Raw genomic sequence first — 15,300 nt, forward strand, 5'->3', positions numbered from 1 at the left:
ATTGAAGGGCGGGGATGGCGGCACGAATGCGGAGGAGGTTAATGGATTTGTCGAGATCTGCCTGCGAGAAAGTGTATTGACCCAGGTTATCCAATTCTGCTGCCGCTTCCGCGTAGTTGAGCAATACTTCTGCCAGCCAGAAAACGGGTGCATCTGTATCGTTATAGGGCGCGAGCGGGTTGGATACGGCAGGTTGCAGGAATTTAGCAGGGCGATAGCCGGTGCTGCTGCTGCGACCACTCACCAGGTTACCGTTGTAGCACAGGACGGTATCGATAGACTGAAGCAGGCGCTTATCCCTGTTAGCACGGGTGTTTTGCAGGTTGTCGTCGCCTTTATAGAGAGGCGACAATCCGATGGGTAGTCCATCTGAACAGAGAAATGCATCAATGGCAGATTTGCTGGGACCCGCCATAGGGGTACTGCTGGTCAGGTAGCCTATGAGCGAGTGGGTGAGGTAGCCGGGAAGATATTTCTTGTACAGTAATACTTCTTTGTTGCCGGCCAGATCCAGGGAGTTGTAGGAAGTGACATAGTCGGCATTCAGTACAGGCCCACCAGCCATCACTTTTTCGCTGGCATCTTTAGATGCCAACAGGAATTTGGCGGCATCGGGCAGCTGTGGATTGGTATGGTATTTACGCCAGGTTCCTTCGTACAGGCATATCCGTGATTTAAGCGCTAAAGCGATGTTGCGGTTAATGGTATTATCGAGATCTTTCACCCGGATATTTGTTGCGGCAAAGTCGAGATCTGCGAGTATGCTGTCCATCACCATGGTACGAGGATCGCGTGATTTATAGATATAGCTGGTATCGCTGATATCCATAGATCTTCCCATCCAGGGCACATCACCATAATCTTTCACCCGGTTAAAATAAACGAGGGCCCGGAAAAAACGGGCAACACCTTTCCAGTGATTTTTGGCTTCATCTGTAATCGGCACCTGGTCTATTCTTTCCAGCATGATGTTGGCTTTGCGCACATCTTTAAAGTCCCAGGCGGTGGCGCTGGCAGGAACGTTTTGGGTGAATTTGGTGAAGGCAGTGCTGGCCTGGTCATCGGAAAAGGAGGTGAAGTAAAAGTCACCAAAACCATTGCCATTGCCATAGCCCGGGAAGTTTTCATAAAAAGGCCAGTTGTACAACCGGATATTATCTTCCGACCGCCAGTAGGTGTTGTCATCAAACTGATCGGGTAAGCCCTTGTCTACATATTTTTTGCAGCCGGCGCCTGCCATCAGGCATATCAATATAACGGGTAAGTATATACGCTTTTTCATCAGTTGTTAGTTTAAAGGGTGACCTGTAATCCGAATGACCAGGTTTTCTGAAATGGCCATGTTCTGCCGAAAATATTTGCTTCTCCGGTAGTGATTTCCGGATCCAGTGGTACGCCTACGTTGGAAATAGTAGCAATGTTTTGTGCGCTGCCGTATATGCGTAACCGTTGCAGATGGATTTGTTTGGTAATGCTTGCCGGAAGTGTATATCCCAGTGTGATATTTTTCAGGCGCAGATAAGCCAGGTTCAGCAGGTATTTCGACTGTGGATAGAAGTTGTTGCCACCAGAGAGTAAACCGGCGATTTTGCCATTGGCATTGCCGGGATATGGACGCGGATAATAGGCATTGGTATTTGTTTCGGTCCAGTAATCCAGCTGGTGTTCATACATGATGTCGCCGGCGCGATACAGGGGCAGGGTTACATCGCCCAGTCCCCAGTAATTTACTTTTCCCACACCCTGGAACAATACATCAATATCAAATCCCTTGTAGGTACTTCCGAGGCGAAGGCTATACTGGTAGCGGGGGAGGGAGTTGCCCAGCAGTTTGAGGTCACCGTGATTGCTGCGGGTAACCTTACCGCCATCGATCACACCGCTGCCGTCCAGGTCTTTATACTTTACATCACCGGCGCCAAATACGAAATTGCCGTCTGCCAGTTTCGATTGACTGGGAAGCTTACTGAGGTCGTCATCTTTCGTAAAATAACGATCCGTTTCAAAACCCCATATTTCGCCGAGCATCTTTCCTTTGTAGTTCAGCGATAATAATTCTGATGGGTTATTCCATTCCGTAAACATTGTTTTGCTGTCCCAGAAGGCAACAGCGCCGTAGAAGGTCCAGTCTTTCGTAATATTATAATTCGCATCTATTCCTATTTCATAACCGCGGGTGCGCAGTGCACCATCATTTTCCCGGGGTGCATCTGTACCAAAGGTGGCAGGTACCGCCTTGTTGGTGAGCATATTGTCAGTGTTACGCTCGTACCAGTCTACGGTAACGCCTATATGATTATTAAACAGACTAATATCGGTACCAATATCGAGGGAACGTACTCTTTCCCAGGTAAGAGATTCCGCCACAGCGCGTGGAGCTCCCACGCCGGAAGCGTAGTTGCCGCCATTCATCCAGTTTACCTGGTTATTGGTAGCCATAGCAGGTACATACCATTTTCCCCCCATGTCCTGGTTACCCAGCGAACCGTAGGATGCCCTGATTTTCATATCAGACAACACGTTTTTGAATCGGTCCATAAACCTTTCTTCTGTCAGACGGTATCCTACAGAGGCAGAAGGGAAGAAGGCCCAACGGTCGGCCAGCGGAAAGGAGGACGCGCCATCGTATCTGCCATTCAATTCCAGCAACCATTTATTTTTGTAGCTGTAGTTGATCCTGCCGAAGAAGCCTGCATAGGCATTGGCCAGATGACTGCCGGTTACCAGCTGGTCGCCGCTGGCCAGCGGAATTTCCGCTTTAGTCGGATCCAGTGGATTACGGCGGTAGGCGCTGTAGTTGAGTGTATCTACATCTTCCGCATTGACGCCTGCAATAAATTTCAGCTGATGTGCTGCGCTCAGCTTTTTATCGTAGGTAGCATAGAGGTTAAAGGTGTTCACTTTATAGTTGCCGGCTGCATAGCCTACTACGTCCTGTGAGGCGGTAGCAATATTGTTAAAAGGCATCCCGGCAGACCAGAAGTCCCATGCCATTACTTTACCACCTACTTCATGACGCGTAATATTATCGCGGCCAATCGTGTACTCTGCGCGAACGTTTAAATCTTTCGTCAGCTTCAGTGTGGCGCCAAGGTTTACGCGGGTATAGTTATCTGTAACGGTGCTTGTATTAGCACCTGCCAGATATCCGGGGGTATGATGGAAGTATTTTCCCTGATAGGTACCGTAAGGAAAGTAAGCGCCCCAACGCCACATGTATTGGAAGTAGTTCTGGTACTGATAGGGGTAATCGTATTCAAAGTTGCGGTACAGCATGCGCACGTCCATGTCGAGCCACTTGGTAACAGAAGCATTGACGCTACCCGTGATGTTGTATTTTTTTACATCATCGGGATTCATTTTCAGGATGCCGCCGGAGTTGCTGTATCCACCGGACATATAATAAGAGATCTTTTCACTGCCACCCTGTACACTGATATTCTGGATCTGTTGCGGGGTAGCTTTTTTCAGCATCATATCTTTCGCATCCCATACGCGATAAAAATAGGAGGGACCACCGTTGGGATCAATTTCAAAATCTTCTCCCGGCACCATTTCTATACCCTTGCGGTTATTAGCGTATTTCTCCTGCCAGTTTTTGATGCCGTCGCGGAGTTTCAGTAATTGCATACCGAATAATTCCGGAGAGGTAGTACCTGCACGTACGCCGGCGTCATATAGTCCTGTGAGTTCTTTAACGGGATCGGCGAAGTCGGGCAGGGCAGTAGGGGAGCTCCAGGCAAAGTTGTTGGAATAACGCACTTTGGTGGGCATATTGCGAAGACCTGTTTTGGTTTTGATCAGTACCACGCCAAAGGCGGCGCGGGCGCCGTAAATGGAAGTAGAGGCGGCGTCTTTTAATACCGAGATGCTTTCTATATCATCCGGGTTGATCATCGTGAGGTCGGGTGTTTCTACGTTATCAACGAGGATGAGAGGGCGGCCGCTTCCATTGACAGACCCAATACCCCGGATGTTGATGGCCGGGGCCTGGGTAAGTCCTCCATTGGAATAGGTAATGTTGAGACCGGGTACAATTCCCTGTAATGCTTTAGACGGATCAGTAATAGGTCTGCTTTGCATGGTTTTGGCCACGTCTACGGTGGTAACGGCGCCGGTTAGATTGGCTTTTCGTTGTGTGCCGTAACCTACTACCACCAGCTGTTCCAGTGAACGTTCATCTGCTTCCAGTGTAATGTGGAATTCCTTTGCGCCATTCAAAGGAATCGTCTGTGATTTGTACCCTACAAAGGTGACGTGTAGCGTGTTGGCGCCGTCGGGTATCTTCAATGTGAATTTGCCTGCGGTGCTGGTAACTGTTCCGGCTTTGCCCACTAAAATGGTGGCGCCGATAATAGGTTCCTGGCTGCTTTTGTCTACAACGGTGCCTGTTAGCACGCTCTGGGCCCAGGAACTGGCATAAAACAGCAGGAAGGCGAAAGTGATAAGTATCCTTTCTTTCATGTTGGGAAGATTTAGATCTTGGTTGAATAAGTAATTAGATTGACAATAGGTTGAATTACAGTATTTTCATTATAAGCAAATTAGATTTATTGGTTGAACGGGTCATCACTCTTCGCTGGCACCCCTGCAGTTTTATTGCAGGTATTTGCGTTTTATTGCATGAATATAAAACAGAAATACGATATTTTTACGTTAATATGCGTTAACACGCGTTTTTAAGTCATTTGAAACACGCTAAAACGCGCATAATCAGATTGGATTACTTTTTTTTAAATTTGTACGATTTTAAAAATACATTCCACTAATGTTGAAAGAAGAACGCCAGGCCTTTATCATGAGGCAGATCAATCTCCACAATAAAGTATTATCGACAGACATCAGCGCCATGCTGAGTATTTCGGAAGATACCGTTCGGCGTGATCTGAAGGAGATGGCGGAAGAAGGGAAGGTATTAAAAGTACACGGTGGCGCTATTGGTCGCTCCTTTCATTATCCGTTTAAGGCAGATAATACGGTGTATGCACAGGCGGCCAAACAACAGATCGCCCAGAAAATCATTAAGCTTCTGAAGAATGATATGGTGGTACTGACTGGTGGGGGAACTACGATGATTGAACTGGCGAAAAGTATCCCCGAAAATCTGCGTGTTACCTTTTTTACGATCAGTCCACTGGTGGCGCTGGAACTGGTAGAACACCGCAATCTTACCGTGATCACTATTGGTGGGCAGCTTTCTCCCAGTTCACATGTTCACCTGGGTGCCAGTGTAATTAATCAGCTGGCAGATATTAAAGTAGATCTTTGCCTGTTGGGGGCCAACGGCTTCTCGGTACAGGATGGGATGACCGACTCCGATTGGGAAGTGGTACAGGTGAAAAGAGCCATGATCCGCGCGGCGAAAAAAATAGCGATCATCAGCATCGCGGAAAAACTGAATTCTTCTCAACGCATGAAAGTATGCGACCTTAACGGGATCAATTACCTGATCACGGAACTGGACCCTGATAATCATTTCCTCTCGCCTTACCAGCACCTGGATATGGAGTTGCTTTGACAACTATTTTATTCTGCTCTCAGGTTCTTCACAGGGTTAGTAATGGCGGCTTTGATTGATTGGTAGCTGACCGTCAGCAATGCTATCACAACAGATAAAAATCCCGCTACTACAAACACCCACCATTCAATGCTCACACGGTAGGTATAGTTTTGCAACCATTTGTACATGGCCCACCATGCGAGTGGCGCAGCAATTAAGAATGAAATGATCACCAGTTTTACAAAATCTTTTGACAACAAAGTGGTAATGCCGGCTACAGAGGCGCCCAGTATTTTTCGGATTCCAATTTCTTTGATCCTGTTTTCCGCCATGTAGGTGGCGAGGCCAAATAAACCAAGACAGGAAATAAATATAGTGAGGCTCGCAAACAAACCAGCGAGGGTGCCTTGTTGTTTTTCGCCTTCAAATTTCCTGGCATAATCTTCATCTACAAACTTTGCATCAAAAGGATAATCGGGGTTATATTTTTTGAATATAGCGGCTGTCTGTTCCATATTTTTCGTTGTTCCATTGCCGCCATTTAGTTTTATCTGCATGATGTTGAAGCTGAGGAAGCTGCTTTTTGCACCGCATATCAGGATGGGTCTTGTGGGCTCATAAGGACTGGTAAAAATGAAATCCTTAATCACGCCTACAATATGCCAGTCGACGCCCAGATCTGACACCTTTTTTCCAATGGGATCTTTGAACTTCATTACTTTCAGAGACGATTCATTGATGATCAGCCCTGTGGAATCAGAAGGGAATTGTTTCAAATCAAAATCACGGCCTTGTATAAATTGTAACCCGGCAGTAGCGCCCAGTCCTTCATCAGCCAGGTACCGATCGAAAGTTGTTTTATCGTTCAGGTCTTTTCCTTCCCAATTCTGCCCCCATCCGTCACTCCATCTTTCTGTAAGTGGAGAATTGGTTCTGGTAACTGATTTTGCAATGCCGGATGATAGTAATTCATTTTTTATCAGCGCATAGTTTTTGGGGATGTCGCCTGTCAGGAAATGATAAATGAGATTGTCTTTGTTGTAGCCTATTGCCCGCTCACGGGCGTAATCTATTTGCTGCTTAACGATAATCGTACAAATGATAAGAATGGTGGCAAAAGTGAACTGTAATACCACCAGTGCCTTTCTCGGTGTGATTAATGCGTTTGTTTTTTTAAAGGTGCCTTTTAATACTTTAACGGGTTGAAAAGAGGAAAGAAAAAAAGCAGGATAACTGCCGGCCAGCAAACCTGTGAAGAGAATGAACCCGATAAATGTAATCCAGGTATAGATATTACTAAAGTCGATGAATAGTTTTTTTTCCGTCAGCTGGTTGTAGCCGGGTAAGCTTACCATCACAATAACAATGGCTACAATACCTGCCAGCAATGCGAGAAAAACAGATTCGCCGATAAACTGGCTGATCAGCGAACTTTTCTGCGCGCCCACTACTTTTCGGATACCTACTTCCTTTGCGCGCTTTTCACTTCTTGCAGTACTCAGGTTCATAAAATTGATGCAGGCAATTAATAAAATAAACCCTGCGATGATGCCAAAAAGTTTTACAAAGGTGCTACGGCCCCCATTGTCTTCCGCACCATTGGTGAAGCTGGAATACAAGCGCCAGCGGCTTAGCGGATAAAGCGTCAGTTCCCATTTCATCTTTTTTGATTCCTCATCGTACTGCTGTTTTATTATCCTGACTTTAGCTGCCACGGCGGCGTAGTTGGTATGGGGTTTCAGCATCACATAAGTAGGGGTGCTGTTATCATGCCATCCCAAATCTTCTCCCTCTCTGTATCTTAAATAACTGTATGACCAGGGTAATAAGTAGTCAAAATTGAATCGGCTATTACCTGGTAAATCTTTTAAAATACCGGTAACGGTGAAATTATCTTTGTTTTCAATTTTTACAATTTTCCCCAATGCATCTTCGTTGCCGAATAAAATTTTAGCTGTCTTTTCCGTTAGCACTATCGAATACATTTCATTCAATGCCGTAGCGGCATTGCCTCTCCGCATCGGGAAACTGAACATTTGCAGGAAACCGGTATCCACTGCATTGCCTGTCTTCATTATTTTTTTATCACCAACAGACAAAAGGAAATCAGTCGATTTTAATCTTACTGCGCGTTCTACTTCCGGTAAATCTTTTTCCAGCGCATGGGCGGTTAACGCAGATACGGAATTCCAGGAAGACACTTTGCCTTCAAATGGTACATGATTCCATACTTCGTAGATTCTGTCTTTATTTTCATGAAACTCATCGTAGCTAAGTTCGTCCTGTATCCACAATAAAATAAGTATGGCGGCGGCCATTCCAATGGCCAATCCCGTAATATTAATGGCGGAAAATCCTTTGTTGCGTAGCAGGTTACGGTAGGTAACCTTGAAGAAATTTCTGATCATAGCATTTGAATAAGCTGTTGAAGCGTAACAGTGGCAAGGAGGCACAAAGAGAATGCCGGATACACATATGCCTGATTGGGTGGGGTGGTGAAGGTTTTGTAAAAGCGAGCTTGTTCATTTTCGACACAGCAGTGTTCATTTCCGGTCATCCGTTATAGATATGCCACGATTGATGATGATCATCCATCGTGGCATATCTTGCTATTCTTCCTCAAAAGGTGAAATATCTACATAATATTTACGCGAATTATTCCGGTCTACATAAACATTTATTTTTTTATGGTTGCCAATCGCTGGTCTGGGATCAGACCAGATAAGACCGCTTTTGAAACTTTTTTTATTCCCTGTGAGCGAATCTTTTGCTTCGCAGCGGATAAAAAAAGGATTGCGGCCATTCACCTCGATGGATGGGTTGTTTTCTACGGAAACGATATTCGCATGTACTAGTAGTCCTGATTGTTTTAGCTGTTTCTGGCGGGAGTGGCTGGCTTTTCTCTTCACGAAATAGCCCAGTCCAAGTATACTAAATATTATCCCCAGTCCTCCGGTGATCCAGCATCCCAGGTATTGGCTCCAGTCGGCTATTCTGGCGTTGTCCGGATTTTTCGTCTCATAGTACATCTCAATAGTTTCCCCGATGCTGTAACCTGCTGGTCTGGATGAAATGTCCGAAATATAACGATGCTTAGTGCCATTTGCATCGGCGTACATGACTACCGGCGAAAAGGCATGGTTGCCTTTCTCCAGCAGATCTACGACGGTTCCGGTAGTTTTTGTGGAGGCTGCATTATAGCTGGCAGTATTGTACCACAGCAGGAGACTAATACCTGTGAGCAACAGACCTACGGCCAAAAAAATGCTGAAGGTTAAAGTGATGATCCGGTGTTTCATTGGAGTTAAAGGGTTGAATAAGAGGACAAGATAACAAATTTGAATAAGTAAGTAGGGATCACCCCTTTAAGTAAGTCAAAATAAAATGTATGTTTGCGTTAAAATTAGCCACTATGAAAAACAAGATTCTATTTGTTGTCTGTCTCCTGTTCGGACTGATGTTTATTAATGCCGGTCTCAATAAGTTTTTAAATTACATGCCGGTACCCAAAGACATGCCGGAAAGCATGATGAAAGTAATGACAGCTTTTATGACTGTCAGCTGGCTGATGCCACTGGTAGGGTTTATTGAAATTGTGGGTGGTATACTTTTTATCCCGAAGAAAACCCGTGCGCTGGGCGCCATCATTATTTTGCCGGTAATGGCAGGCGTTATGCTGACTAACATCTTCAATGCTCCTTCTGGTTTGCCAATAGCAGCAGTGATGTTGATCATCAACATTTGGGTGATTATTGAAAACCGGGAAAAGTATTTACCAATGGTAAAATAGGCGAGATGAAGTAAGAAAGCAGCTGCCGTCTATCTAAAGTATTTACAAAGCGGGTATCTCATATTTGGGGTATCCGCTTTGTATTTGAGGAGGTTTATAAGTTAGTCTGTCAACTATTTATTCCAGGAATTGCTACGCCGCTTTATGGGCGTAAGGTTTAACAATATTGTTTCCTGTATTCAGTCGGACTTACTCCTTTTAATTTCTTAAACGACCTGTTTAAATGACTTTCATCTACAAAGTTGAATTCAAAAGCAATTTCTCCAATCCGCATATCACTGTGTAATAGTCTTGCTTCCACGAGCCTCAGTTTGTACGTAGTTAAATATTGCTGCAGTGTTTCGCCGGTTTGTTTTTTAAAGTACCTTCCCAGGTAACTCAGTGAAATGCCAAAATGCTGGCTGATCTTCGCCGCTTTTAGTCTGGATGGATCGAAGATGTTTTCCTGAATATAATGCAATATATCCAGTACTACTTCTCCGGTATTTTCCTTTATATTTTTAGGTAGCTTCAGCGCAATATTTCTCGCTACAATAGTAATAATAGCATTGACAATTTGTTCTATTACTTTTTGATGATAGATCTGCTGATGATCACTTTCCTGTATAATGCTGCTTACCAACGCCGCAATGAGCGGTTTGTCTACCTGGTTTTTTAAGATGCAGCCCGGCCGGTGGCTGGCATTTTGAAGGATAGATTCCATTCGCTGTATGGTATCTTTTTCCTGGCCGGATTTTGTTTTTACATAGTATTCATTAAAACGAAGAAAGAAAAACTGTGTAGGGGTAGTGATCTCGAAAGAGTGGATATCCTGTGGCGTTAACAGGAAGAGATTACCTGCTTTGTAATTGAATTTATGCTGGTTAATATATTGTATGCCGGTACCGTTAAAAATATAGACTAACTCAAAGTAGCTGTTGTGGCGGGAGCCTTTTGGGTATTGCTCCAGCGTCACAAATTCGATCTCGAAGGGCCTGTGTAAACTCTCTTTTCTCATGTTCTGAAAGTACTGATTAATTGAAAAAATGTACAGCAGCGCATTTTACGTAGCCTCTACCTTTGTTTTGGTTCCAATTTAAAGAATTAAAACAACTAAAATAGCGATGAAAAATTTCTTCCGCGCCACGTTGCTGTTTACGGCAATGATGGTTTCTGCCATGGCATTTGCGCAGCAAGCCAAACCAAGAGTAAGTCCGGCTGATTCCATTAGCCGGGGCATAAAAAATACCCATATCGACATTCATTACAGCAGTCCTGCTGTAAAAGACCGTCAGATTTGGGGGGCATTGGTACCTTATGATAAAGTATGGCGGGCCGGCGCTAATGAGGCCACCACTTTTGAAACCGACCAGGATATTGAAGTAGAGGGTAAATTATTGCCCGCCGGGAAGTATAGTTTTTTCCTGATTCCGAAAGACCATATGAAATGGACTGCTATTTTTAACAAACAACCAAAGCAGTGGGGAGCGTTTAAATACAATGAAGCGGATGACCAGCTGCGGGTAGATGTGAAGCCCAAAAAATTAAAGCATCCTCAGGAGAAGTTGGTGTATAACATTACGCCGAAGAGCATTTCGCTGGAATGGGAAAGGGTAGCTGTGCCGTTGAAGATCGAGGTGAATTAAATGTAAGCCGCTGCATTTGATCCTTACCAGTAAATAAACTGATAAGGATCGAAATACTTATATGCCACCGGGTAAAGCATACCCGTATTTACGGGATTAGCATTGGCCTCGCCGGCGCCGGCGTAGGCCATGTTAGCCCAGAAGCCAAATCCGCCTTTGCCGGAAGCGACTTTGATGGTCAGGATATTTTCACCTGCTTTTAAAGTCACCGGTAATATAAATTCGTTCTCTCTTTTTTGGTGATTGGTGTCTGCCCGCAATATCGAAACACCGTTTAACCATACTTCCATCCAATAGTCCACGCCTAAACGAAGTGTGGCGGATTGCGCGGTGGTACTGCTGATTCCTTTGGTGACAAAGGCGACCACGTTATCATCTTTGCCACCCAGGGCTTTGCTGAGGTCTACAAATCCATTACGATCTGCATTAACGGTGTGGCGCCAATCCAACACGGTGCCTGGCGAAATGGTATAGGTGATATTTGGATTTTCTCCGCCGCTGATCGCATCGGTCTGTCCGGGAAAGGCGGTGCTGATGACTTCGCGACCATTAGAAGTATTGGCGGGGAAGGGGCCGAGTACTTTCCACGCACTGAGCGTATGAAAGGTGGGAGAGCGGGCTACATGACTGAGTGCGTGCGCAGTTGCCGGGGTGGGGGCGGCATCCAGGTTCGTCAGCAGTTGTGCCAGCAGTTGTTGCAGGCGGATCACGCTGAGTTGTATGGCTGTTTGTTTGTCTGGTTCATTGGAATAACGTGTGGCCAGTTGTTCCGGAGCAAGTTGCAGATAAATGCTTTTGCCTTTGCCACGTTTTATTTCAGCCAGTATGCCATCACATAACACGCGGCCCTGGTCATCGCCGTTTTTTATTTCAGACAACGGAGCCATCAACGCTGTGGTGTCAAATGCTGTTATATTCAGGGTATCCCGCCAGCGTAGCAGGTTGGGGCCAATGCTTCGCAGCAGGCCGGTGGCTTCCCCGGCGTGTGCCTGCAAGATGGTTTTGGGGATCGTTTTTAATCCCTGCGCCGCTAAATATGCTTTTTCCTGCGGAAGATAAAATGCGATGCCACCGGCAGCAACAAATTGCCGGATGGTATCCCGAGATATGGTTTGATCGCCGGAACCAATGACCCATATGGCATTGGAGGGAGGCACACCTTCCTGTAACGCCACGCCTACACTTTTCAATAATGCTTTGCCGTTGCTATTCCCGGCGTAATATACTGGGCGCAAGGTCGGTAGTATTTCCTGTTGCGCCGCCAACAGGTTATGTGCTAACTGTGTGGCCACGGGATCTGTACCCACACGCCCGGTCAGATCCAAAGCACAGAAAGTGATTTTGCCTTTGCCGTAGCGCCATTCCAATAAAGGGGTATAGGCCATGTCAAATTCTGTTTGCAGAATAGGTGTGAAACCTGCTACCTCTGGCGTTTTCAGCGCTACGGATGCCACCGCATGGCGGTTGGTCCATTTGGGCGCATGCTGGGTGTCATAGCTTTTGGCTTGTTTTCCTTCGGGCAACAGATCAGGACTACCCCGCCAGTTGATCAGGTCTGATGGTTGGAGGCCAGTGAGCAGCGGACTACCGGCATCGCGGATATAAGTATAGCGTGGCATGGTGGCGGTGGTTTCAAAACCCATTCCTTCCCACACCGTAGGCTGTTGTTCGAGGATGATGACGTGCAGACCGGCGGCAATATCCGGTTCGCTGTAAGGCAGACTATCGCCGGGTTGCAGGGCTTCGCGGCCAATGACTAAAATGGCATTGGAAGGTATGGGTTGCCCGCTTTTCAAAACGTTGTATTTGATGCCTTGTTGTTCCAGCAGCGCGGCCGATTTGCCCGCAGGATCGTATAGCCATACCGGTGATGTGAGGGCGCTTATTTTTTGCGGGGGAAATACCGTCAGTGGGAAAGTATCAGCCGGCGCGCCGGTTACCGTTAATACCAGTTGCATATCGGTGCGGGTGGGAACGTTGGGCGCCTGCAGCGTGATCGGATATAGTTGAATATCGCCGCCATTGACGGTAAGCGAAGCAGTTCCCTGCTGATGTATTTTATTGCCTTGTTTGAGTTGCCAGGTGGCTTTCATGGTGCGACGCCAGGCGCCATCCCACACAATGGCGATCTGCTTTTTGAAAATTTCTTTGGCATAAAAAGTATGGGTTTTGTCGGTGTGTACCGGCGCCCCGGCGATATATGCCAGTAGTGGCTGATTCGCTTCCCGGAAGATGTCGTAGCGGGGACTGGCCCAATCAGGTTTGCCTTTTAGTGGCGCGGTGAGTGATTTATAACGTTGCGTGAAACTTTTAAGTTTTTCTCCGCCGGGATTCCCATAGCCTTCCAGCAGCCAGTACAGCCAGCCGCCATTTACGCCCCAGGTACGCCAGGCACGGTTGGTGTTACGGGTAAATAATTCCTGGAACCGCCAGAAACCAGGGTACTGGCGGAAGTCCAGCTGCTCCCAGGTGGCGCTGCCGGCGCTTCCGCTGAGCGCGATGGTTTGCCGCAGGCCCTTTTCTGTTTCCGAGGTATACGCCTCGTCGCCGAGGTACATCGATAAATATTCTGTGAGCAGCAATTGTTTTTCTTTCCAGAAATTATTCCAGTAAGGAGGGCCAAATTCTACGGCTGCGTAAGGCATGTTACCGGCTGCAGCCCAGGCCATAGGCCATTCTTCCCGCTCCTGCAAGGGAACAAAATTCAGGTATACGTTGGCAGAAGATATATCGCCTACATTGCCATCGGCATGTGCAAATGCCAGCCGGGTGGAATCTTGTTGTTTTACGATGCGGCAGGCCAGGTCAATGACTTTACCTTGTGTGGTATACACGCTATCGCGTTTGCCCATATGCGCCGGATCAATATTGGATTTGGGATTGGCGCTGTTCATGGCTATCACCCAGGCAAAAATGCAGGGGTGATTCCGGTAATGCCGGATAAAGTAAGCCACCTCTTTTTCATAGTCGTGTTGCGTGTGTGGATCATGTAACAGCTGGTCACGTATCACCGATACCGAAGGCCCCGGTACGGTACAGCCCATGCCGGTACGATCCATTTCATCGAGCATGTCTTCATTCAGCAGCGGTGTTTCTGCATCATTGAGCCACCACAGCTTTTGATGCGGTTGAAACTGCCCTACATTATACCCTATCTGCCGGTACAACGATAAGCTGTATTGATTAGCGCCATACACGTCGGTGAGGCGCCAGCGGGAGAGATGCCCGTTCATAAAAAGTTGCCGCCCGCTCGTCCATATTTCCCGGAATCCGAAAGTCACATCCGGGTATTGATGTACTATGTTACGTTGCTGCGTTAACGTTACCCTCGCCCGATAGAGATAGGCGCTGTCGAGTTCCCAGCAGATGGGATTTTTCCAGGGAGCTTGTATGCGGTAGGTATGTTGGCCGTTTTTCAGCGTCATCGGCACGCTATGCAGGGAGAGCACTGCTTTGTTTTGCTGATCAAAAATCTGTGCCTGCAAATCATAGTTGCCGTTGGCGTTTTTTGCATCTACGGTAATTTCCAGTGTCAGCGTTTTATGACGGAAAGAAGGAATGCAAAATACATCTGTTATTGCTTGCAGCGGCCTGGCGATAATGGTTACCGGGGCCGTAATACCCATGGGCCAATCGGCCATTGGAATAGGTACGCCGCCACCCTGCCTCGATTTAAATCGCAACGGATCTGCTGCAAAGTTCCTGGAGATACCGGTATAGTTGCGGGTAATAAAAATCCGCAGTGTATTAGTTTGACCGTACAAAAGAAAGGGACTGAGATCTGTTTCGCCTCCCGGTCTTAATAGTTCCCCTACCCGCTGATGATTAACGAAAATGATGGCATCGCCTTCTATACGCCTGAAATCGGCGACGATGCTTTTGTGTTGCCAGCTGGCAGGGATATTTATTGGTTGTTCGTACCAGAGACTGTTTACCTGTTCCTGCGGAAGCGTGGCCCAGGCGCTATTTTTTCCGGTGGCCGTCAAGCGTCGCCAGTCAATCGAATGGCTGTGGCCCCATTGTGCGGTATCCGGTGGTATCCCAGGGGATTGTGCCGGCTGGATTTTCCAGGCACCATTCAGGTGTATCGTGTCCTGTGCTTTGCCTGCAGCGGCTATGCAGCATATGATCAACAGTTGACAAAAGAAAGAAAGGGTCCGGCAGTTCAACATAGTAAAACGTAGGTTCAAAATATACTAACGCATCTTTAGGACTAAAATTCTACAGATATGGGTGAATGACCGGGATAATTATTTCAGGTGCAATACATTGTCTTTGTAATAGTACTGTATACCGGAAGAGATAGCAATATTAGTGAGAAATACATCTAATGATTTCCGTTTGTCAATGGAGCCTGACAGCGTTTCTTTTGCTAATGCCGGGTT

General features: G+C 46.6%; 9 protein-coding genes. 3 read left to right on the forward strand and 6 right to left on the reverse strand.

Features of this window, described 5'->3' with window-relative positions; genetic code table 11:
* Positions 1-1,282 (reverse strand): RagB/SusD family nutrient uptake outer membrane protein (locus tag VIP81_RS02915; RefSeq protein WP_331956980.1); only part of this gene is annotated, 1,282 nt, incomplete at its 3' end.
* Between the two features lie 11 nt (positions 1,283-1,293).
* Positions 1,294-4,464 carry a TonB-dependent receptor gene (locus VIP81_RS02920; RefSeq protein ID WP_331956981.1) on the reverse strand — a complete coding sequence of 1,057 codons (3,171 nt, stop codon included), beginning with the start codon at positions 4,462-4,464 and terminating at the stop codon, positions 1,294-1,296.
* 304 nt (positions 4,465-4,768) lie between these two features.
* On the opposite strand from VIP81_RS02920, the gene VIP81_RS02925 reads away from it, so the two are divergent.
* On the forward strand, positions 4,769-5,518 hold the full coding sequence (locus VIP81_RS02925; RefSeq protein ID WP_331956982.1) for a DeoR/GlpR family DNA-binding transcription regulator: 750 nt from the start codon (positions 4,769-4,771) through the stop codon (positions 5,516-5,518).
* 8 nt (positions 5,519-5,526) lie between these two features.
* On the opposite strand, the gene VIP81_RS02930 is transcribed toward VIP81_RS02925, so the two are convergent.
* Both VIP81_RS02930 and VIP81_RS02935 read right to left on the reverse strand, forming a co-directional pair.
* The gene (locus VIP81_RS02930; protein WP_331956983.1) at positions 5,527-7,908 is read right to left on the reverse strand and encodes an ABC transporter permease; all 2,382 of its coding nucleotides are present in this window, start codon (positions 7,906-7,908) and stop codon (positions 5,527-5,529) included.
* Positions 7,909-8,109: 201 nt separating this feature from the next.
* Entirely contained in the window at positions 8,110-8,799 is a 690-nt protein-coding gene (locus VIP81_RS02935) for a DUF3592 domain-containing protein (RefSeq protein ID WP_331956984.1), read from the reverse strand.
* A 113-nt stretch (positions 8,800-8,912) separates the two neighbouring features.
* Here VIP81_RS02935 and VIP81_RS02940 point away from each other — a divergent pair, with 113 nt between their 5' ends.
* Positions 8,913-9,290 (forward strand): MauE/DoxX family redox-associated membrane protein, encoded by a 378-nt coding sequence (locus tag VIP81_RS02940; RefSeq protein ID WP_331956985.1) that lies wholly within the window; start codon positions 8,913-8,915, stop codon positions 9,288-9,290.
* A gap of 157 nt (positions 9,291-9,447) precedes the next feature.
* On the opposite strand, the gene VIP81_RS02945 is transcribed toward VIP81_RS02940, so the two are convergent.
* Positions 9,448-10,287, reverse strand: coding sequence for an AraC family transcriptional regulator (locus VIP81_RS02945; RefSeq protein WP_331956986.1), 840 nt, complete (start codon positions 10,285-10,287; stop codon positions 9,448-9,450).
* A gap of 106 nt (positions 10,288-10,393) precedes the next feature.
* Here VIP81_RS02945 and VIP81_RS02950 point away from each other — a divergent pair, with 106 nt between their 5' ends.
* Positions 10,394-10,915, forward strand: a complete 522-nt coding sequence (locus VIP81_RS02950) for a DUF2911 domain-containing protein (protein WP_331956987.1) — start codon at positions 10,394-10,396, stop codon at positions 10,913-10,915.
* Between the two features lie 23 nt (positions 10,916-10,938).
* Here VIP81_RS02950 and VIP81_RS02955 read toward each other — a convergent pair whose 3' ends face one another.
* Positions 10,939-15,087, reverse strand: a complete 4,149-nt coding sequence (locus VIP81_RS02955) for a hypothetical protein (protein ID WP_331956988.1) — start codon at positions 15,085-15,087, stop codon at positions 10,939-10,941.
* Between the last annotated feature and the right edge of the window lie 213 nt (positions 15,088-15,300).

Origin of the sequence: Chitinophaga sp., assembly GCF_036566945.1 — a bacterium.
In the GTDB taxonomy this organism is placed as follows: Bacteria; Bacteroidota; Bacteroidia; order Chitinophagales; family Chitinophagaceae; genus Chitinophaga.